Source organism: Streptococcus oralis, from assembly GCF_003943825.1.
Classification (GTDB): Bacteria; Bacillota; Bacilli; order Lactobacillales; family Streptococcaceae; genus Streptococcus; species Streptococcus oralis_CD.
This window is the reverse complement of sequence record NZ_RJNJ01000006.1, coordinates 69,264-88,178: the sequence shown is the minus strand read 5'-3', so window position 1 is coordinate 88,178 and position 18,915 is coordinate 69,264. Positions and strand designations below refer to the sequence as shown.

Below are 18,915 nucleotides of genomic sequence, written 5' to 3'. Positions count from 1 at the left end.
AAAGATTGACCAATTCTTTGGTCAATCTTTTTCTGCCTTAGATAAATTTCGTCTGTGATTATAGATCCCAAAAAGAAGAAGGGCAGTTACTGAGCAGGCTGCTCCAATAACAAAACCATTGGGAATAAAGGAAAGTGTAATGGTGCCTTTTCCCTTTGGAACATCAACTTTCATAAAACCAGTTTGGGCCTGCTTGATTTCAAGTTTTTTCCCATCTTGGTATGCAGACCAACCTTTGTCATAAGGAATAGTGAAGAAAATAGAGGTGTCTTGTTTGACTTCATATGTAGCAAAGACTTTATTTTTAGAGGTAGATACTTCTACAGGTTGTTCTTTAATCTTTTGGATTGCCTCAGTAAGAGCTTGAGTATCTAAACGATAGAAGGTTGGAGATTCAAATGACACCTGAGAATTTCCAGGGAAACTAACACTGATATTGAAAGTTTTTTGTTCTTCAGTATAACCCAAATTAAAGAAATTAAATGCATTGTCAGTTGTAAAAGTCTTATTTTCACCGTTGACAATGATGTCAACTTTCTTTTGCTTATCATTAGTAAAATGAAGATTTGAAAAAGAGAGATAGACTTGGCTATTTTGAGGAACCTCAATTTGATAATCAATCTTTGCATCTTCATTCGCAGAACCTGTAATGCTCGTTAAACCATCTGAAGTATCTGTTTTATCAGATGCTATTTGGGAGAAGTAATCTAAGTTGAGATTAGCAAGCTGGTTTATAAATAAAGCCTGATTATCTAGAGTGTGATTGTTAAAGTTTACATCTTTGTAAATAGATTGAGTGGCAAAGGCAATGGGTAAAGAGAGTTGATTTTTATATAAGGTTAAATGATCCTTTTGATAAATCTCTTGAAAGCCATACTTATCAAGTGAAGTTTCAGAAATATTGTATTGGATTCCAAATAAACTGTCTGCTAAAAGACTGTTATTTGCATAACGGAGATTAAGGTTGGTTCCAGAGGATTTGAATCCCAGTTTATCCAAACTAGTGCTAGCTGAACGATTTCGTACAGACGAGAATTGAGAGATTCCATTGTAGTTAAATTTCATACTGTCATTTCCAGTCTGAATTTGCAGTTTTTCAGTACGTGTAAATGGATTGTCAATTTGGTTTAGAATGGATTCCATAGAGGTGATATCTCTATTATAGGCGCTACGAGAAGCAAAGGCCCATTCTTTAGCTATTCCTTCCATTTGAGATGATGCATTTAAGCTTATTTCAGCTGTTATAAATAAAGACAAAAGAATTGCAAATAGATTTACAGAGATAAATTTTCTAATGACTGCAAGAAGTAAAAGAGTATAAACTAGTAGAAATTCAAGAGTGAGTAGGATATTCAAATCAGTTAGAAAAGAATAGTGTGATTTAAAATAGACAGTAGCCAAAAATCCTGTTAGTACAAGAAAAAGTGAGCCAAATAGATTCCATAGCTTCAGTTCTTTCAGACGATTTAAGACTTCTGCTGCAGTATAAATTAACAGAGTGGAAAAAATCCAAGCATAGCGATGCAAAAACATATTTGGGGTATGCATCCCTTGCCAAAATAAATCAAGTGCTTCTATGTAAAAGCTTGTTATTAAAAAAGTAAAGAAAATTGCATAGGTAAGTTTCACGTGAAACCTTATGGATTTTATTGTGAAAAATAGAATAGTCAAAATAAAAGGAAGCAATCCAACAAAAATCATTGGTATAGATCCATATTTAGTTGTATCAAAAGATCCAATGAATTGTTTTGCAAAAATATCCAAATACCAGCTACTATCTGTCTTTAATTTTGTGATGGCAGTCAACTTCTCTCCATGAGTTTGTAAATCAAACAGTGTAGGAAGAGTCATAATCAAACTAGCCATTCCAGCTAAAAAGGAGGTAACAACAAAACCAAGAAAAGATGATTTTCTAGTTTTAAAGTCCCAAGAAATTTGGCAGAGATACCAGAAAATAAGAAACAATGCTGTCATATACCCAAAATAATAATTTTGAATAAATAAGATTGACAAACTTGTAAAGTATAGTAGGCGCTTCTTTTGTGTTATAAGTAGGTGTAAACCAGTTATAATTAAAGGAATCAAGATAAAAACATCGAGCCAGGTTTTAATCTCTAACTGACTGACAGTGAAGCTCATTAAAGCATAGGAAGTAGATAAGGCAAGTTTTAAAAATTTTGGGATATCTTTAAATAATCTAGTCAAACTAAAGAAGGTTGACAGACCAATCAATCCAAATTTTAAGAGAGTGGTTAGATAGACAGCATCTGGCATATTCGACAGATTAAAAAAGTAAACTAGGGGTGAAAGAAAACTACCCAAGTAATAACTAGATAGAGCATAGAAATTCAGTCCGAGGCCACTTGTAAAGGTGTAAAACAAACTACCATTTCCATGCAGAATATTTCGTAAAGCTACATCAAAAATAACGTATTGATGGAAACCGTCTCCTAATAGTGGAGATGCATCGCTATTCCAGTAGATACCTTGAGTTAGGTATACTCCAGTCATAATTACTAAAGGAATGATGAAAGAAACAAAATAGGTCCAATATGTTTTAAAAAATGATTTCATGTTACCTCGTAGAATGATAGAAAACTCAGTTGGTTACCCCAACTGAGTTTTGAAGTCTTATTAGTCTTTCCAAAGTTCTTTAACTTTTGCTTGTACTTCTGCATTTTCTAGGAATTCATCATAGGTTTCATCGATACGATCAATGACGCCATTCTTAGATAAAACAATAATATGGTTTGCTAAAGTTTGAATGAACTCGTGATCATGACTAGCAAAGATGATTGATTCTTTAAAGTTTTTCAATCCATCGTTCAAGCTTGAGATAGATTCCAAGTCCAAGTGATTTGTTGGATCATCAAGTACAAGGACATTTGATTTCAAGAGCATGAGTTTTGAAAGCATGACACGTACTTTTTCTCCCCCTGACAAGACGTTTACAGGTTTGTTAACCTCATCTCCAGAAAAGAGCATACGACCGAGGAAACCACGTAGGAAGGTATTGTCATCTTCTTCTTTACTTGCAAATTGACGCAACCAGTCAAGGATTGACTCTCCTCCTGCAAAATCAGCCGAGTTGTCTTTTGGCAAGTAAGAACGGCTAGTAGTAACTCCCCACTTGACAGTTCCTTCATAGTCGATGTCACCCATAATTGCACGAATTAATGCAGTCGTTTGGATGTCATTTTGTCCAATAAGAGCTGTCTTATCACCTGGACGCAAGATGAAACTAATATTGTCTAGGATAGTTTCGCCATCAATCTTTACAGTTAAATTTTCTACTGTCAAGAGATCATTACCAATCTCACGTTCTGCTTTAAAGTTGATAAATGGATATTTACGACTAGAAGGAACAATCTCTTCTAATTCAATCTTGTCAAGCATTTTTTTACGAGACGTTGCTTGTCTTGACTTAGAAGCGTTGGCAGAGAAGCGAGCAACGAATTCTTGCAATTGCTTAATTTTTTCTTCTGCCTTGGCATTACGGTCTGCTAGCAATTTAGCAGCGAGTTCAGAAGATTCCTTCCAGAAGTCATAGTTTCCGACATAGAGTTTAATTTTTCCAAAGTCAAGGTCGGCCATGTGTGTACATACTTTGTTTAAGAAGTGACGGTCGTGGGATACTACGATAACGGTGTTATCAAAGTCAATCAAGAAGTCTTCTAGCCAAGTAATAGATTGGATGTCCAACCCGTTGGTCGGCTCGTCCAAGAGAAGAACATCTGGTTTACCAAAAAGTGCTTTAGCAAGGAGAACCTTCACTTTTTCACCATTGGCCAATTCGCTCATGTTTTGATAGTGCAACTCTTCTGGAATATTTAGGTTTTGAAGTAATTGAGATGCTTCACTTTCTGCTTCCCAACCTCCAAGTTCGGCAAATTCACCTTCGAGTTCGGCAGCACGAACTCCATCTTCATCTGAAAAATCTTCCTTCATGTAAATGGCGTCTTTTTCTTTCATGATGTTGTAAAGTTTTTCATTTCCCATAATAACGACATCAATAACTCGCTCGTCTTCATAGTCAAAATGATTTTGACGGAGAACAGAGAGACGTTCATCTGGACCAAGAGAGATGTGACCAGTTGTTGGCTCGATATCACCAGCTAAGATTTTTAAGAATGTAGACTTCCCAGCACCATTAGCACCAATCAATCCGTATGTATTTCCTTCTGTAAATTTGATATTGACATCATCAAAAAGTTTGCGATCACTAAAACGTAGTGAAACATCAGATACTGTAAGCAATGTTTTTCTCCTATAATATGTAATATATTTATTCTACTAGAAAAGAGAGAAATATTCAAATTTTTGTTTGTCAATTTTGTGTCAATTAAGTTTACAGATTTATTTACAAAGAGTTAGTTGTTTGATTTAAATAATTTTCTGTTATTTTAACAAAAAAATGCTATAATTGAAGAGACCATTTCGAAGGAGAAAAAAATGACGAAACCCATTATTTTAACAGGAGATCGCCCTACAGGAAAACTGCATATTGGACATTATGTTGGGAGCCTTAAAAATAGAGTATTACTTCAGGAAGAAGACAAGTATGAGATGTTTGTTTTTTTGGCGGACCAACAAGCATTGACAGATCACGCCAAAGACCCTCAAACGATTGTAGAATCGATTGGGAATGTTGCCTTAGATTACTTAGCAGTTGGATTAGATCCAAGTAAATCCACTATCTTTATTCAAAGTCAGATTCCAGAGTTAGCTGAACTGTCTATGTACTATATGAATTTGGTGTCACTAGCACGTTTAGAGCGCAATCCTACAGTGAAAACAGAGATCGCTCAGAAAGGGTTTGGAGAAAGCATTCCGACAGGATTTTTGGTTTATCCAATTGCGCAAGCAGCAGATATTACTGCCTTCAAGGCTAATTATGTTCCTGTTGGGACAGATCAGAAACCAATGATTGAGCAAACTCGTGAGATTGTTCGTTCCTTTAATCATGCTTATAATTGTGAGGTCTTGGTGGAGCCGGAAGGTATTTATCCAGAAAATGAGAGAGCAGGACGTTTGCCTGGTTTAGATGGAAATGCTAAAATGTCTAAATCCCTTAATAATGGTATTTATCTAGCAGATGATGCGGATACGTTGCGTAAAAAAGTCATGAGCATGTATACTGATCCGGATCATATTCGAGTGGAGGATCCAGGTAAGATTGAAGGAAATATGGTTTTCCATTATCTAGATGTGTTTGGTCGTCCAGAAGATGCTCAAGACATTGCAGAGATGAAAGAAAACTACCAACGTGGTGGTCTTGGTGATGTAAAGACGAAACGTTATCTACTTGAAATATTAGAACGGGAACTTGGCCCTATTCGTGAGCGCCGTATCGAATTTGCTAAGGATATGGGAGAAGTGTACAATATGCTTCAAAAAGGTAGTGAGAAAGCGCGTGAGGTTGCGGGGCAAACTCTATCTGAAGTTAAGGGAGCAATGGGACTAAATTATTTTAAATAATAGATAAAATATGAATCGTAAAACTATCTCTTCCATAGGATCACAGGGATAGTTTTTTTATGATTTCTACCATAAATATAATTGACAAATTTTCATAGAATGGTATGATAGATACAATACAAAAAGAGTCAAGCTCAAAAAGAAAGAAAAGAGGAAACTTCAATGTCTAATTGGGATACTAAATTTTTAAAAAAAGGTTTTACCTTTGATGATGTATTGCTCATTCCAGCAGAAAGTCATGTGTTGCCTAATGATGCAGATTTAACAACAAAATTGGCAGATAATCTGACTTTAAATATCCCAATTATAACAGCCGCCATGGATACAGTCACAGAAAGTCAAATGGCTATTGCCATTGCTCGTGCGGGTGGCCTTGGAGTAATCCATAAAAATATGTCTATTGCGCAACAGGCAGATGAAGTTCGCAAGGTAAAACGTTCTGAAAATGGTGTTATTATTGATCCATTCTTCTTGACTCCAGAACACACGATTGCTGAAGCAGATGAACTGATGGGACGTTACCGTATTAGTGGTGTTCCAGTTGTGGAGACACTTGAAAATCGTAAATTGGTTGGTATTCTAACAAATCGAGATCTTCGTTTTATTTCAGATTACAATCAGCCAATCTCAAACCATATGACCAGTGAAAATCTTGTTACTGCTCCTGTTGGTACAGACCTTGCAACAGCTGAAAGCATTCTTCAAGAACACCGTATTGAAAAACTTCCTTTAGTGGATGAAGAAGGTCGTCTTTCTGGCTTGATTACTATTAAGGACATTGAAAAAGTTATTGAGTTTCCAAATGCTGCAAAAGATGAGTTTGGTCGTCTTCTAGTTGCTGGAGCGGTAGGTGTCACTTCAGATACATTTGAACGTGCCGAAGCCCTTTTTGAAGCAGGAGCTGATGCAATTGTTATTGATACTGCTCATGGTCACTCTGCTGGTGTTCTACGTAAAATTGCTGAAATTCGTGCTCACTTCCCAGACCGCACTTTGATTGCGGGTAATATTGCCACTGCAGAAGGTGCGCGTGCTCTTTATGATGCAGGTGTAGATGTTGTCAAAGTCGGTATTGGACCAGGTTCTATCTGTACCACTCGTGTGATTGCAGGGGTTGGTGTCCCACAAGTGACAGCAATCTATGATGCAGCAGCTGTTGCGCGTGAATATGGTAAAACAATCATTGCTGATGGTGGAATCAAGTACTCTGGAGATATTGTAAAAGCCCTTGCTGCAGGTGGGAATGCAGTTATGCTTGGATCAATGTTTGCTGGAACAGATGAAGCTCCAGGAGAAACGGAAATCTTCCAAGGGCGTAAGTTTAAGACTTATCGTGGTATGGGATCAATCGCTGCAATGAAGAAAGGTTCAAGTGACCGTTACTTCCAAGGTGCGGTCAATGAAGCAAACAAACTCGTTCCAGAAGGAATTGAAGGCCGTGTTGCCTATAAAGGCGCAGCAGCTGATATTGTCTTCCAAATGATTGGTGGTATTCGCTCTGGTATGGGTTACTGTGGTGCAGCTAACCTTAAAGAATTGCATGACAATGCTCAATTTATCGAAATGTCTGGGGCTGGCCTAAAAGAAAGCCATCCACACGATGTGCAAATCACTAATGAAGCGCCAAACTACTCTATGTAAGTAGTAAAAAAGAACTCCTGAATTTCAGGAGTTCTTTTTGTTTACAAAGTTGTCAATTTTGATTTACAGAAATTTTACCGTTTTGAATATTGAAAATACTAAGGTTTTCTGGTAAATTTTGCAAGTGGTCTAAACTTGTTGTTGTGATAAAGGTTTGGATAGATTGAGAAATGGTTTCTAGTAATTTTAGTTGCCGTGTATTGTCGAGTTCGCTCATAACATCATCAAGCAGTAGTATCGGAGACTCATTGGTAATACTTTCCATTAGCTCAATTTCCGCCAGTTTTATAGAAAGAACAAGGCTACGATGTTGACCTTGGCTTCCAAAACTAGCATCCATACCATTGATATAAAAAGAAATATCATCTCGATGAGGGCCAACTCCAGTATTCTTTTTAAATAAATCTCTGGATCTGCTTTTATCCAAAGCAATTTTAAAGGAACTTGTTAGCTGTTCTTCATTAGTGAAGTTGACAGATGATTGATAAGATATTGACAGTTCTTCTAATTTATTTGAAATTTCTAAGTGTTTTTTTTGGCCAAATTTCTCTAAGTCTTTAATGAATTTTATCCGATGCTTTATAACGCGACAACCATAATCTATTAATTGATCATCTAAGACTGACAGAAATGTTTCGTCAATCTTCTGGCTAGATTTTAGGTAAGTATTTCTTTGCTTGAGTATATGGCTGTAGTTTGACAAGTCTGACAAGTAGATTGGTTTAATTTGTCCTAGTTCGATGTCTATAAACTTTCGACGGACAGAAGGTGCTCCCTTAATTAGCTGGAGATCTTCAGGTGCGAAGAGGACAACATTCATATGTCCGATGTAGTCTGAGAGGCGAGCTTGTTTTAAGTGATTGACCTTAGTCACACGCCCTTTTGGCGTTAAATCAATTTCTAGAGGGATAGAGCTTGTTTTCTTCTGTAGCAAGCCAGTAAGATGGAGTTGCTCGTTATCAAAATGAATGAGATTTTTATCTGTACGAGTCCGATGACTACGTGTCAAGGCTAAGAAATAGATTGCTTCTAGAATATTGGTTTTTCCTTGTGCATTTTGACCTAGAAAGACATTTAATTTTGGATTGAAATCAATTTTTGCCTCTTTGTAGTTTCGAAAGGTTTTAATTGTTAAATGTTGGAGCCACATGGTTATCTTCCTGGAAAACGTGGAACTTGTTTGGTTTTAGGCGATGAAGAAGTTTTTTGTTTTTCTTTCTTGACACCTTTATTCATCTCTTTGACAAGTTTAGCAATTCGCTCTTTCTCAATCTTATCTACTTGATACTCTTCTTGCTCTTTTAAACTTGGTTGTGTCAAGGTGATGTCAACCTTTAAATCAGGAATGTCAATCGTATCTCCAATACGGATTTTTTTCCCACGTCTACTTTCTAACTCACCATTAAAGTAAACTTGATGCTCTATTAAAAAGGATTTGATAGCACCACCGCTGTGTATAATCCCAAGCTCTTTTAGGAGGGCTTGGAGCGTAATAAATTCTTCAAATAATTTGTATTCCATAATTCACCTCAATCTTTGGTATTATACCATATTTTCCTTGAAATAGCTGGAGGAAAGTTAGTTGAAATGAAAACGGTTTTACTCTTTAAAGCTATAAAGAGAACAAGAAAAATTTTGATTTTCGTGGTATAATAGAACTCTATATGTAAGGAGGTAAGGTATGGAATTAGTGCCTGGAATTTCAGCACATTTTGTTCAATCCAAAAAGTTTAAAACAAATAAAATCACTATTCGTTTTACTGCTCCCTTATCTCTTGAGACAATAGCAGGACGCATGTTAAGTGCAAGTATGTTGGAGACGGCAAATCAAGCTTATCCCACATCACAAGCATTTCGCAGATACTTGGCAAGTTTATATGGAACAGATATTTCCACAAGTGCTTATCGTAGGGGACAGGCACATATTCTTGACCTAACGTTTACCTATGTGAGGGATGATTTTCTAAGTAAAAAGAATGTCTTGACTTCTCGAATTTTGGAATTAGTGAAACAGACTTTATTTGCTCCCTTAGTTCAAGATGGTGCTTTTGAGCCAGCCCTATTTGAAATTGAAAGAAAACAGTTATTGGCTAGTTTAGCTACTGATATGGATGATTCGTTTTATTTTGCTCATAAGGAGTTGGATAGCTTGTTCTTCCATGATGAGCGTCTTCAATTGAGATACAGTGATTTACGAAATAGTATTTCAAATGAGTCTCCGGAAAGTAGCTACACGTGCTTTCAAAATGCTCTGAAGAATGATCGTATTGATTTCTTTTTCTTAGGTGATTTTAATGAAGTAGAAATTACAGAATCGTTGAAGTCATTACCCTTTACAGTTAGAGAGAACGGCGTCACTATCCAGTACTATCAATCTTATTCGAATGTTCTACGAGAAGGAATGGTTCAGAGGAATGTTGGGCAATCTATTTTAGAATTAGGCTATCATTCTCCTGTAAAATATGGTGATGATGAGCATTTGCCCATGCTTGTGATGAATGGTTTGTTGGGTGAATTTGCACATTCGAAACTTTTTACAAACGTTCGTGAAAATGCTGGAATAGCCTATACAGTCTCGAGTCAATTGGATTTGTTTAGTGGTCTGTTAAGGATGTATGCGGGTATTGATAGAGAAAATCGAAATCAGGCTAGAAAATTGATGAATCATCAATTGCTAGATCTGAAAAAGGGTAACTTTACAGATTTTGAACTTGAACAAACCAAGGAGATGATTCGACGATCTTTGTTGATGGCTCAAGATAATCAACAGACCTTAGTTGAAAGAGTCTATTTGAATGCTCTATTTGGAAAATCAAGCTTTGACATTGATCGATTGGTGGCAAAATTAGAGAATGTTGATAAAGAAGCTGTCTGTAAAGCTGCCAACAATTTGAAGTTACAAGCGATTTACTTTATGGAAGGAGTAGAATGACAAAGGTTACTTTTGAAGAAAAATACTATCCTGCTGTAAAGGAAACAGTCTACAAAGCACAATTGTCAAATGGATTGACAGTTTCTTTACTTCCTAAACAAGATTTCAATGAGGTTTATGGGATTGTAACAGTTCAATTTGGTTCTGTAGATGCAACTTATACAAGCTTGGGAAAAGGTTTACGTCATCATCCAGCAGGAATTGCACATTTTCTTGAACATAAATTGTTTGAAAGAGAAAATTCTGAGGATATAATGGCTACGTTTACTCGATTAGGTGCGGACAGTAATGCCTTTACAAGCTTTACTAAGACCAGCTATCTTTTTTCAACAATTGACCATCTATTAGAGAATTTAGATTTGCTAGATGAGTTAGTCGGAGATGTTCATTTTACAGAAGAGTCTGTTTTGAGGGAACAGGCTATTATCCAGCAAGAACGAGAAATGTATCAAGACGATCCAGACTCACGCTTGTTTTTTGCAACATTAGCCAACCTTTATCCTGATACTCCTTTAGCGACAGATATAGTTGGAAGTGAAAAATCAATTTCTGAGATTCAAGTTTCGAATTTAAAAGAGAATTTTACAGAGTTTTACAAACCTGTCAACATGTCACTGTTTTTAGTTGGAAATATTGATGTGGAAGTTGTTGAGGAATACTTTTCGAAAAAGGAAAAGAAGACTTTAGAACAGTTTATAGTTACAAAAGAGAAACTACCCTTGCAGCCTGTGAAGCAAACAGATAGTCTTCGGATGGAAGTTTCTTCACCCAAACTTGCTGTTGCGATTAGAGGTAATGGGCAAATAACAGAAGCTGAGTCTTATCGTTACAATATTTTATTGAAATTACTATTTACGATGATGTTTGGTTGGACTTCTGATCGTTTTCAAAAGTTATATGAGACTGGGAAGTTAGATGCGTCATTGTCACTTGAGGTTGAAGTCAACAGTCGCTTTCATTTTGTGATATTGACAATGGACACCAAAGAGCCTGTTTCTCTGTCGCATCAATTTCGTAAAGCGATTCGTCAGTTTAGTAATGATGCGGATATTACCGAGGAACATTTAGATCTTGTTAAGAGTGAGATGTTTGGGGAGTTTTTCAGTAGCATGAACTCTTTGGAATTTATTGCAACTCAATACGATCCGATGGATCGCGGAGAAACAATTTTTGATTTTCCGAAAATTTTACAGGAAATTACTTTGGAGGATGTTCTAGAAGCTGGACATCGTTTGATTGATAATGGTGATCTAGTTGATTTTACAATCTTTCCAGCTTAAAAGATGACTAATACTAGAAAGAAGGAATGGTACGTATGAGAAAAAAAACAATTGGCGAGGTTCTACGTTTAGCCAGAATTAACCAGGGATTGAGTTTAGAAGAATTGCAGGAAAAAACTGAAATTCAGTTGCATTTTCTAGAAGCCATGGAGGCAGATGATTTCGATTTACTTCCTAGTACCTTCTACGCTCGTTCTTTTTTAAGAAAATATGCCTGGGCAGTAGAGTTAGATGAAAGAATTGTATTAGATGCCTATGATTCAGGTAGTATGATCACTTATGAAGAGGTAGATGTCGATGAAGAAGACTTGTCTGGTCGCAGACGATCAAATAAGAAAAAAACGTCTTATCTCCCCTTGTTTTATTTCGTTCTATTTGCTTTGTCGATTTTAATTTTTGTCACTTACTATGTTTGGAACTACATCCAAACTCAGCCAAGTCCTTCTTCAGCTAATTATAGTGTTGTGAGCTCAACCAGTTCAACAACCTCTTCTAGCTCATCTTCTAGTAGTCAGACGTCTAGCTCGTCTTCTACTACGGAATCAACTATTATAGTGTCAGGTGAAGGAAACCGCATTGAAGCTCGGTATAAAACGAGTAAGGAAACCGCTACTGTTCAATTGGCAGTTTCAGATGAAGCTAGTTGGGTTAGTGTTTCAGGAAGTGAGCTGGAGGGTGGTGTGACACTATCCGCAGACAATAAGAATGCAAAAACAACAGTTTCAACTAAGAATCCCGTTACCATTACTTTAGGTGTAGTGAAGGGAGTTACTGTAACTGTGGACAATCAAACGATTGATACTTCGAAGCTGACAACTCAGACTGGAACTGTAACACTTACATTTACTACAGATTAAGGAAAAATCAATGAAAAAAGAACAAATTCCTAATGTATTAACTATTGGTAGAATTCTCTTTATACCTCTCTTTATTCTTATTTTGACTTTGGGCCATTCACAAGGAAGTCATTTGCTAGCAGCGATCATCTTTGCAGTTGCTAGTATAACGGATTATCTTGATGGCTATCTTGCTCGTAAATGGAATGTAGTCAGCAACTTTGGAAAGTTTGCTGATCCGATGGCTGATAAGCTGTTGGTTATGTCAGCTTTTATCATGTTGATTGAGTTAGGCATGGCTCCAGCTTGGGTTGTTGCTATTATCATTTGTCGTGAACTTGCGGTGACAGGCTTACGTTTGTTGCTTGTTGAGACGGGAGGGACAGTTCTAGCAGCAGCGATGCCAGGGAAAATCAAGACCTTTAGTCAGATGTTTGCAATTATCTTTTTGCTCTTACATTGGAATTTAATTGGTCAGCTGTTGCTTTATATCGCTTTGTTTTTCACTATCTACTCTGGTTATGATTATTTTAAGGGTAGCGCTCATGTATTCAAAGGGACATTTGGTTCGAAATGAAATCGATTATTGAAGTAAAAAATCTGTCTTTTCGTTACAAGGAAGACCAGGAACATTATGACGTTAATAATGTCTCGTTTCACGTGAAACGTGGAGAATGGCTTTCAATTGTAGGTCATAATGGGAGTGGAAAATCGACAACTATCCGTTTGATTGATGGCTTGCTTGAAGCAGAGTCTGGGGAAATCTGGATAGATGGGCAATTGTTGTCCTCTGAGAATGTTTGGGACTTACGCCGTCAAATTGGTATGGTTTTTCAAAATCCAGATAACCAATTTGTGGGGGCGACTGTTGAAGATGATGTTGCCTTCGGTCTAGAAAATCAGGGACTTCCTCGTGAAGAAATGAAGAAGAGAGTGGCTGATTCTTTGGAGTTGGTAGGGATGCTGGACTTTAAGAAGAGAGAACCAGCTCGTTTATCTGGTGGACAAAAACAACGGGTGGCTATTGCAGGAGTTGTTGCCTTGAGGCCAGCTATTTTGATTTTGGATGAGGCTACAAGTATGTTGGACCCCGAGGGACGACGAGAACTGATTCAGACAGTTCAAGAGATTCGAAAAGACCACCAGATGACAGTCGTCTCCATTACACATGACTTAGAAGAAGTTGCGATGAGTGATCGTGTCTTGGTCATGAAAAAAGGCCAAGTGGAGTCAACCAGCAGCCCAAGAGAACTTTTTTCTCGGGACGACCTTGACCAGATAGGATTAGATGATCCCTTTACGAATCAATTGAGAGAATCTTTGAGAGAGACTGGTTATCAGTTGCCGGATGGCTATTTGACAGAAGGAGAGCTAGAGGACAAGTTATGGGAATTACTCTAGAAAATGTGAGCTTTACCTATCAAGAGGGAACTCCCCTATCTTCATCAGCCTTGGCTGATGTTTCTTTGACGATTGAGGATGGTTCCTATACAGCTTTAGTAGGGCACACAGGTAGTGGGAAATCAACGATTTTACAGCTTTTAAATGGCCTATTGGTACCAAGTAAGGGTTCTGTTCGAGTTTTCGATACTGTCATTACCCCTACATCAACCAATAAAGAAATTCGCCAGATTCGAAAGCAAGTCGGTCTAGTGTTTCAATTTGCTGAAAATCAGATTTTCGAAGAGACTGTTTTGAAAGATGTTGCATTTGGACCGCAAAATTTTGGAGTTTCTGAGGAAGAGGCCAAGAAAATTGCGCGTGAAAAGTTAGCCTTGGTAGGCATCGATGAGTCACTCTTTGAGCGCAGTCCTTTTGAACTTTCAGGTGGTCAGATGAGACGTGTGGCTATAGCAGGTATGCTAGCCATGGAGCCAACTGTCTTGGTTTTGGATGAGCCTACAGCAGGGCTAGATCCTTTGGGCAGAAAAGAATTGATGACCTTGTTTAAAGAACTCCACCTTTCTGGAATGACAATCGTTCTGGTAACGCATTTGATGGATGATGTAGCTGCATATGCTGATCAGGTCTATGTTATGGAAAAGGGGCGTTTGGTCAAAAGTGGCAAACCGTGCGAAGTTTTCCAAGATGTAGCCTCTATGGAAAAAGTACAGTTAGGTGTGCCTAAAATCACAGCCTTTTGTAAACGTTTGGCAGATAGGGGTGTAGCTTTTAAAAAACTGCCAATCAAGATAGAAGAGTTTAAGGAGTCGCTAAATGGATAGTATGATTTTAGGGCGTTATATACCAGGAGATTCCATCATTCATCGCTTGGATCCACGTAGTAAATTGCTTGCCATGATTCTGCTGATTTTGATTGTATTTTGGGCCAATAATCCTCTCACCAATCTCGTTCTGTTTGTAGCGACAGGTATATTTATCGCTTTGTCAGGCGTTTCCCTCTCATTTTTCGTTCAGGGATTAAAATCCATGTTCTTCTTGATTGCTTTTACGACTCTTTTTCAGCTCTTTTTCATTTCAAGTGGAAATGTCCTATTTGAGTTTTCTTTTTTAAGAATAACGGATTATGCTTTGCAACAAGCAGGAATCATTTTCTGTCGTTTTGTGTTGATTATTTTCTTTTCAACCTTGCTAACCTTAACGACCATGCCTTTGAGTCTGGCAGCCGCAGTTGAAGCTCTTTTAGCACCGCTGAAACGCGTGAAAGTTCCCGTTCATGAAATTGGTCTCATGCTATCAATGAGTTTGCGTTTTGTTCCAACCTTGATGGATGACACAACGAGAATTATGAATGCTCAGAAGGCTCGTGGAGTTGACTTTGGTGAAGGTAGTATCGTTCAAAAAGTAAAGGCTATGATTCCGATTTTAATTCCTCTTTTTGCGACGAGCTTAAAGCGTGCAGATTCATTGGCAATTGCCATGGAAGCGCGTGGTTATCAGGGAGGAAAGGGTAGAAGTCAGTATAGACAGTTGAGATGGAGTCAAAAGGATACACTGGCAATTCTTGTGATTTTGGTACTGGGATGTTTCTTATTTTTCTTAAAATCTTAGCAGGTTTGTAGGATTGATAAGAAGCTCACAGTAGCAGGTTTTTAGTATAAAGGTAGGAATATGAACCGTTTTAAAAAATCAAAATATCTAATCATCGTTTTTGTCACAGTTCTGGCAGTTTCTGTACTATTAGTGACAACCTATTCAAGTGCTATTGTGACGAAACTAGGAGATGGGATTTCCTTAGTAGATAGAATTGTTCAAAAACCCTTTCAGTGGTTTGATACTTTCAAATCAGATTTGGGACATTTGACGCAGACTTACAATGAAAATGAGAGTCTAAAGAAACAGCTCTATCAACTAGAGGTGGAGTCTAATCAATCAGAAAGTTTAAAAAATGAAAATGAACAATTACGTCAGTTGCTGGATATGAAGTCAAAATTGCAGGCTACAAAAACCATTGCAGCAGATGTGATTATGCGGGCTCCAGTATCTTGGAAACAAGAGTTAACAATTGATGCAGGAAGTTCAAAAGGAGCTTCTGAAAATATGTTGGCCATTGCAAACGGGGGCTTGATTGGTAGTGTTTCAAAAGTAGAGGAGCATTCAACAACGGTCAACCTATTGACAAACACCGAAAATTCAGACAAAATTTCTGTTAAAATCCTGCATGGCTCTACTGAAATTTACGGAATCATCGTTGGTTATGACAAGGAGTCTGAACTGCTTAAAATTAGCCAATTAAACAGCAACAGTGACATTAGCGCAGGAGACAAGGTGACTACAGGGGGGCTCGGAAGCTTTAATGTTAAGGACATTCCTGTTGGAGAAGTTGTTGCTACAACACACAGCAGTGATTATCTAACAAAGGAGGTAACAGTAAAGTTAAGTGCTGACACCAAAAATCTTCATGTGGTAGAGTTAGTGGGGAATTAGCAATGAGACTGTTAAAACAAATTGGTATTTTCTTTTTACTCCCTTTTGTCGTACTAATTGATGCACATATTGGACAATTAGCGGGATCCTTCTTCCCTCACTTCCATTTAGCAAGTCATTTTCTGTTTTTATTTCTCTTGTTTGAGACAATTGAGGTTTCAGAATATCTCTATCTAGCTTACTGCTGTATAGTGGGTTTGGTGTACGATATCTATTTTTTCCACTTGATAGGAATTGCGACACTTCTATTTATCTTGATAGGTGCTTCGCTCCATAAGTTTAATAGTGTAATTTTGATGAACCGTTGGATGAGAATGTTAACAATAGTTGTGATGAGTTTCCTATTTGATATGGGGAGCTATCTCCTTGCCCTTGCTATGGGATTGACAGTAGAATCGATGCCAGTTTTCATCGTCTACAGCCTTGTCCCATCAATGATTTTAAACTTTTTATGGATGCTTATTTTCCAATATATTTTTGAAAAATGTTATCTATAAGAAAGAAATAAAAATGTAACAAAGGCGTAATATTTATTATGTCTTTTTTTGGTATACTAGTAATGTCTTAAATAGAAGGAGTATCTACACAATATGAAGAAAAAAATCTTAGCGTCACTTTTATTAAGTACAGTATTAGTGTCTCAAGCGGCGGTATTGACAACTGTCCACGCTGAAACAACTGATGAAAAGATTGCTGCTCAAGATAGTAAGATTAGTAATTTGACATCTCAACAAAAAGAAGCTCAAAAACAAGTAGATGAAATCCAAACGCAAGTTACAGCTATCCAAACTCAACAAACGAACTTAGAAGCTGAGAACGAAACTCTACAAGCTGAATCTAAAAAACTTGAAGGAGAAATTACAGAGCTTTCTAAGAACATTGTTGCTCGTAATGAATCTTTGGAGAAACAAGCACGTAGCGCACAAACAAACGGTGCTGCAACTAGCTACATCAATACAATTGTAAACTCAAAATCAATTACAGAAGCTATTTCACGTGTTGCAGCAATGAGCGAGATTGTATCAGCTAACAACAAAATGTTGGAACAACAGAAAGCTGATAAGAAATCTATCGCTGAAAAACAGGTTGCAAATAATGAAGCAATCAACACTGTCATTGCGAACCAACAAACGCTTGCTGACGATGCACAAGCATTGACAACAAAACAAGCAGAGTTGAAAGTTGCTGAGTTAAACCTTGCTGCAGAGAAAGCTACTGCAGAAAGTGATAAAGCTACTTTATTGGAACAAAAAGCAGCAGCAGAGGCAGAAGCAAAAGCAGCAGCAGAAGCAGAAGCAGCTTATAAAGCACGTCAAACAAGCCAACAACAATCAGTTGTTGCTTCTGGAAATACAACACTTTCAGATCAAGTGCAAGCAACTTCAAGCTCTTCATCAGATGATGATTCAAGCTACACTCCAGCACCTGCTCCAACTCCAACAAGACAGCGTCCAACATACAGTACAAATGCTTCAAGTTATCCAACTGGAGAATGTACTTGGGGAGCTAAGACATTAGCGCCTTGGGCTGGAGATTACTGGGGTAACGGAGCGCAGTGGGCTACAAGTGCAGCAGCTGCAGGATTCCGTACTGGATCAACTCCACAAGTTGGTGCGATTGCATGTTGGAATGACGGTGGATATGGACACGTAGCGGTTGTTACAGCAGTTTCATCATCAACTAGCATTCAAGTATCAGAATCAAACTATGGTGGAGATCGTACAATCGGTAACAAACGTGGATGGTTCAACCCAACTACAACTTCTGAAGGTTATGTTACTTACATCTATCCAAACTAATGAATGAAACGAAGAGGCTCGATGTGAGTCTCTTTTATTATTTTTTATCGAAAGCAAGGCCGAGATCTATCAAAACCACTTGAAAATATCGCTAAAATGTGGTAAAATGAAACTTGTCGTGTAAACGATAATACTCATTCTTGATGAATTGTGAAACTGTTGCCCTCGGGTCGTTTTGCAAGTTGAAGTCGAGGAGAGGAAAAAAACAAAAAGGAGAAATACTCATGGCAGTAATTTCAATGAAACAACTTCTTGAGGCTGGTGTACACTTTGGTCACCAAACTCGTCGCTGGAACCCTAAGATGGCTAAGTACATCTTTACTGAGCGTAACGGAATCCACGTTATCGACTTGCAACAAACTGTAAAATACGCTGACCAAGCATACGACTTTATGCGTGATGCAGCAGCTAACGATGCAGTTGTATTGTTTGTTGGTACTAAAAAACAAGCTGCTGACGCTGTTAAAGAAGAAGCAGAACGTTCAGGTCAATACTACATCAACCACCGTTGGTTGGGTGGAACTCTTACTAACTGGGGAACTATCCAAAAACGTATTGCTCGTTTGAAAGAAATCAAACGTATGGAAGAAGAAGGAATCTTCGACGTTCTTCCTAAGAAAGAAGTTGCACTTCTTAACAAACAACGTGCACGTCTTGAAAAATTCTTGGGTGGTATCGAAGACATGCCTCGTATCCCAGATGTAATGTACGTAGTTGACCCACATAAAGAACAAATCGCTGTTAAAGAAGCTAAAAAATTGGGTATCCCAGTTGTAGCGATGGTTGACACAAACACTGATCCAGACGATATCGATGTGATCATCCCAGCTAACGATGACGCTATCCGCGCTGTTAAATTGATCACAGCTAAATTGGCTGACGCTATCATCGAAGGACGTCAAGGTGAAGATGCAGCAGCAGTTGAAGCAGAATTTGCAGCTTCAGAAGCTCAAGCTGACTCAATCGAAGAAATCGTTGAAGTTGTAGAAGGCGACAACGCTTAATTCATATAAATAGTAATTACCTAGGAGGGCGGGGCCTAGCCCAGCTCTCCTATTTTT

17 protein-coding genes are annotated in these 18,915 nt (G+C 37.8%); 13 read left to right on the top strand and 4 right to left on the bottom strand.

The window, feature by feature from the left end; translation table 11 throughout:
- Positions 1 to 21: 21 nt before the first annotated feature.
- Together D8863_RS06680 and D8863_RS06675 are read right to left on the bottom strand one after the other, a co-directional pair.
- Positions 22 to 2,574, bottom strand: coding sequence for a YfhO family protein (locus D8863_RS06680; RefSeq protein WP_125441445.1), 2,553 nt, complete (start codon positions 2,572 to 2,574; stop codon positions 22 to 24).
- A gap of 60 nt (positions 2,575 to 2,634) precedes the next feature.
- On the bottom strand, positions 2,635 to 4,257 hold the full coding sequence (locus D8863_RS06675) for an ATP-binding cassette domain-containing protein (RefSeq protein WP_000958793.1): 1,623 nt from the start codon (positions 4,255 to 4,257) through the stop codon (positions 2,635 to 2,637).
- A 195-nt stretch (positions 4,258 to 4,452) separates the two neighbouring features.
- On the opposite strand from D8863_RS06675, the gene trpS reads away from it, so the two are divergent.
- Together trpS and guaB are read left to right on the top strand one after the other, a co-directional pair.
- Positions 4,453 to 5,478, top strand: a complete 1,026-nt coding sequence (gene trpS, locus D8863_RS06670; protein ID WP_125441444.1) for a tryptophan--tRNA ligase — start codon at positions 4,453 to 4,455, stop codon at positions 5,476 to 5,478.
- A 162-nt stretch (positions 5,479 to 5,640) separates the two neighbouring features.
- Complete coding sequence (gene guaB / locus D8863_RS06665) at positions 5,641 to 7,119, top strand: IMP dehydrogenase (protein ID WP_000073414.1); 1,479 nt, start codon at positions 5,641 to 5,643, stop codon at positions 7,117 to 7,119.
- Between the two features lie 52 nt (positions 7,120 to 7,171).
- Here the strand turns inward: guaB and recF are convergent, their stop codons facing one another.
- Positions 7,172 to 8,269, bottom strand: a complete 1,098-nt coding sequence (gene recF / locus D8863_RS06660; protein ID WP_125388520.1) for a DNA replication/repair protein RecF — start codon at positions 8,267 to 8,269, stop codon at positions 7,172 to 7,174.
- A 2-nt stretch (positions 8,270 to 8,271) separates the two neighbouring features.
- Positions 8,272 to 8,640 (bottom strand): S4 domain-containing protein YaaA, encoded by a 369-nt coding sequence (gene yaaA / locus D8863_RS06655; protein WP_000455872.1) that lies wholly within the window; start codon positions 8,638 to 8,640, stop codon positions 8,272 to 8,274.
- Positions 8,641 to 8,800: 160 nt separating this feature from the next.
- Here yaaA and yfmF point away from each other — a divergent pair, with 160 nt between their 5' ends.
- From yfmF to rpsB, 11 genes are all read left to right on the top strand, one after another.
- On the top strand, positions 8,801 to 10,051 hold the full coding sequence (gene yfmF, locus D8863_RS06650; protein ID WP_125388521.1) for an EF-P 5-aminopentanol modification-associated protein YfmF: 1,251 nt from the start codon (positions 8,801 to 8,803) through the stop codon (positions 10,049 to 10,051).
- Positions 10,048 to 11,331, top strand: coding sequence for an EF-P 5-aminopentanol modification-associated protein YfmH (gene yfmH, locus D8863_RS06645; RefSeq protein ID WP_125388522.1), 1,284 nt, complete (start codon positions 10,048 to 10,050; stop codon positions 11,329 to 11,331). The genes yfmF and yfmH overlap by 4 nt, the downstream gene beginning before the upstream one ends.
- A gap of 35 nt (positions 11,332 to 11,366) precedes the next feature.
- Entirely contained in the window at positions 11,367 to 12,188 is an 822-nt protein-coding gene (rodZ, locus tag D8863_RS06640; protein WP_185756313.1) for a cytoskeleton protein RodZ, read from the top strand.
- Positions 12,189 to 12,198: 10 nt separating this feature from the next.
- Positions 12,199 to 12,744: a CDP-diacylglycerol--glycerol-3-phosphate 3-phosphatidyltransferase gene (gene pgsA, locus D8863_RS06635; RefSeq protein ID WP_000712149.1), complete on the top strand. Its 546-nt coding sequence runs from the start codon at positions 12,199 to 12,201 to the stop codon at positions 12,742 to 12,744.
- Complete coding sequence (locus D8863_RS06630; protein WP_125388524.1) at positions 12,741 to 13,568, top strand: energy-coupling factor ABC transporter ATP-binding protein; 828 nt, start codon at positions 12,741 to 12,743, stop codon at positions 13,566 to 13,568. Before pgsA ends, D8863_RS06630 begins: the two co-directional genes overlap by 4 nt.
- Positions 13,553 to 14,392 carry an energy-coupling factor transporter ATPase gene (locus D8863_RS06625; RefSeq protein ID WP_125441443.1) on the top strand — a complete coding sequence of 280 codons (840 nt, stop codon included), beginning with the start codon at positions 13,553 to 13,555 and terminating at the stop codon, positions 14,390 to 14,392. Before D8863_RS06630 ends, D8863_RS06625 begins: the two co-directional genes overlap by 16 nt.
- Positions 14,385 to 15,179 carry an energy-coupling factor transporter transmembrane component T family protein gene (locus tag D8863_RS06620; protein WP_125441442.1) on the top strand — a complete coding sequence of 265 codons (795 nt, stop codon included), beginning with the start codon at positions 14,385 to 14,387 and terminating at the stop codon, positions 15,177 to 15,179. Before D8863_RS06625 ends, D8863_RS06620 begins: the two co-directional genes overlap by 8 nt.
- Positions 15,180 to 15,239: 60 nt before the next feature.
- Positions 15,240 to 16,055, top strand: a complete 816-nt coding sequence (gene mreC / locus D8863_RS06615) for a rod shape-determining protein MreC (protein ID WP_125441441.1) — start codon at positions 15,240 to 15,242, stop codon at positions 16,053 to 16,055.
- A 2-nt stretch (positions 16,056 to 16,057) separates the two neighbouring features.
- The gene (mreD, locus tag D8863_RS06610) at positions 16,058 to 16,552 is read left to right on the top strand and encodes a rod shape-determining protein MreD (protein WP_125441440.1); all 495 of its coding nucleotides are present in this window, start codon (positions 16,058 to 16,060) and stop codon (positions 16,550 to 16,552) included.
- Positions 16,553 to 16,645: 93 nt separating this feature from the next.
- On the top strand, positions 16,646 to 17,854 hold the full coding sequence (pcsB, locus tag D8863_RS06605) for a peptidoglycan hydrolase PcsB (RefSeq protein ID WP_000726991.1): 1,209 nt from the start codon (positions 16,646 to 16,648) through the stop codon (positions 17,852 to 17,854).
- Positions 17,855 to 18,078: 224 nt separating this feature from the next.
- Entirely contained in the window at positions 18,079 to 18,858 is a 780-nt protein-coding gene (gene rpsB, locus D8863_RS06600) for a 30S ribosomal protein S2 (protein WP_000268475.1), read from the top strand.
- Positions 18,859 to 18,915: the final 57 nt, after the last annotated feature.

Excerpts from the sequence above, each read along its gene's own strand:
- pgsA (WP_000712149.1), top strand. The coding sequence starts at position 12,199 with ATGAAAAAAGAACAAATTCCTAATGTATTAACTATTGGTAGAATTCTC.
- guaB (WP_000073414.1), top strand. The coding sequence starts at position 5,641 with ATGTCTAATTGGGATACTAAATTTTTAAAAAAAGGTTTTACCTTTGAT.
- mreD (WP_125441440.1), top strand. The coding sequence starts at position 16,058 with ATGAGACTGTTAAAACAAATTGGTATTTTCTTTTTACTCCCTTTTGTC.
- yfmH (WP_125388522.1), top strand. The coding sequence starts at position 10,048 with ATGACAAAGGTTACTTTTGAAGAAAAATACTATCCTGCTGTAAAGGAA.
- D8863_RS06620 (WP_125441442.1), top strand. The coding sequence starts at position 14,385 with ATGGATAGTATGATTTTAGGGCGTTATATACCAGGAGATTCCATCATT.
- mreC (WP_125441441.1), top strand. The coding sequence starts at position 15,240 with ATGAACCGTTTTAAAAAATCAAAATATCTAATCATCGTTTTTGTCACA.
- D8863_RS06630 (WP_125388524.1), top strand. The coding sequence starts at position 12,741 with ATGAAATCGATTATTGAAGTAAAAAATCTGTCTTTTCGTTACAAGGAA.
- D8863_RS06680 (WP_125441445.1), bottom strand. The coding sequence starts at position 2,574 with ATGAAATCATTTTTTAAAACATATTGGACCTATTTTGTTTCTTTCATC.
- rodZ (WP_185756313.1), top strand. The coding sequence starts at position 11,367 with ATGAGAAAAAAAACAATTGGCGAGGTTCTACGTTTAGCCAGAATTAAC.
- yaaA (WP_000455872.1), bottom strand. The coding sequence starts at position 8,640 with ATGGAATACAAATTATTTGAAGAATTTATTACGCTCCAAGCCCTCCTA.
- pcsB (WP_000726991.1), top strand. The coding sequence starts at position 16,646 with ATGAAGAAAAAAATCTTAGCGTCACTTTTATTAAGTACAGTATTAGTG.
- yfmF (WP_125388521.1), top strand. The coding sequence starts at position 8,801 with ATGGAATTAGTGCCTGGAATTTCAGCACATTTTGTTCAATCCAAAAAG.
- rpsB (WP_000268475.1), top strand. The coding sequence starts at position 18,079 with ATGGCAGTAATTTCAATGAAACAACTTCTTGAGGCTGGTGTACACTTT.
- D8863_RS06625 (WP_125441443.1), top strand. The coding sequence starts at position 13,553 with ATGGGAATTACTCTAGAAAATGTGAGCTTTACCTATCAAGAGGGAACT.
- recF (WP_125388520.1), bottom strand. The coding sequence starts at position 8,269 with ATGTGGCTCCAACATTTAACAATTAAAACCTTTCGAAACTACAAAGAG.
- trpS (WP_125441444.1), top strand. The coding sequence starts at position 4,453 with ATGACGAAACCCATTATTTTAACAGGAGATCGCCCTACAGGAAAACTG.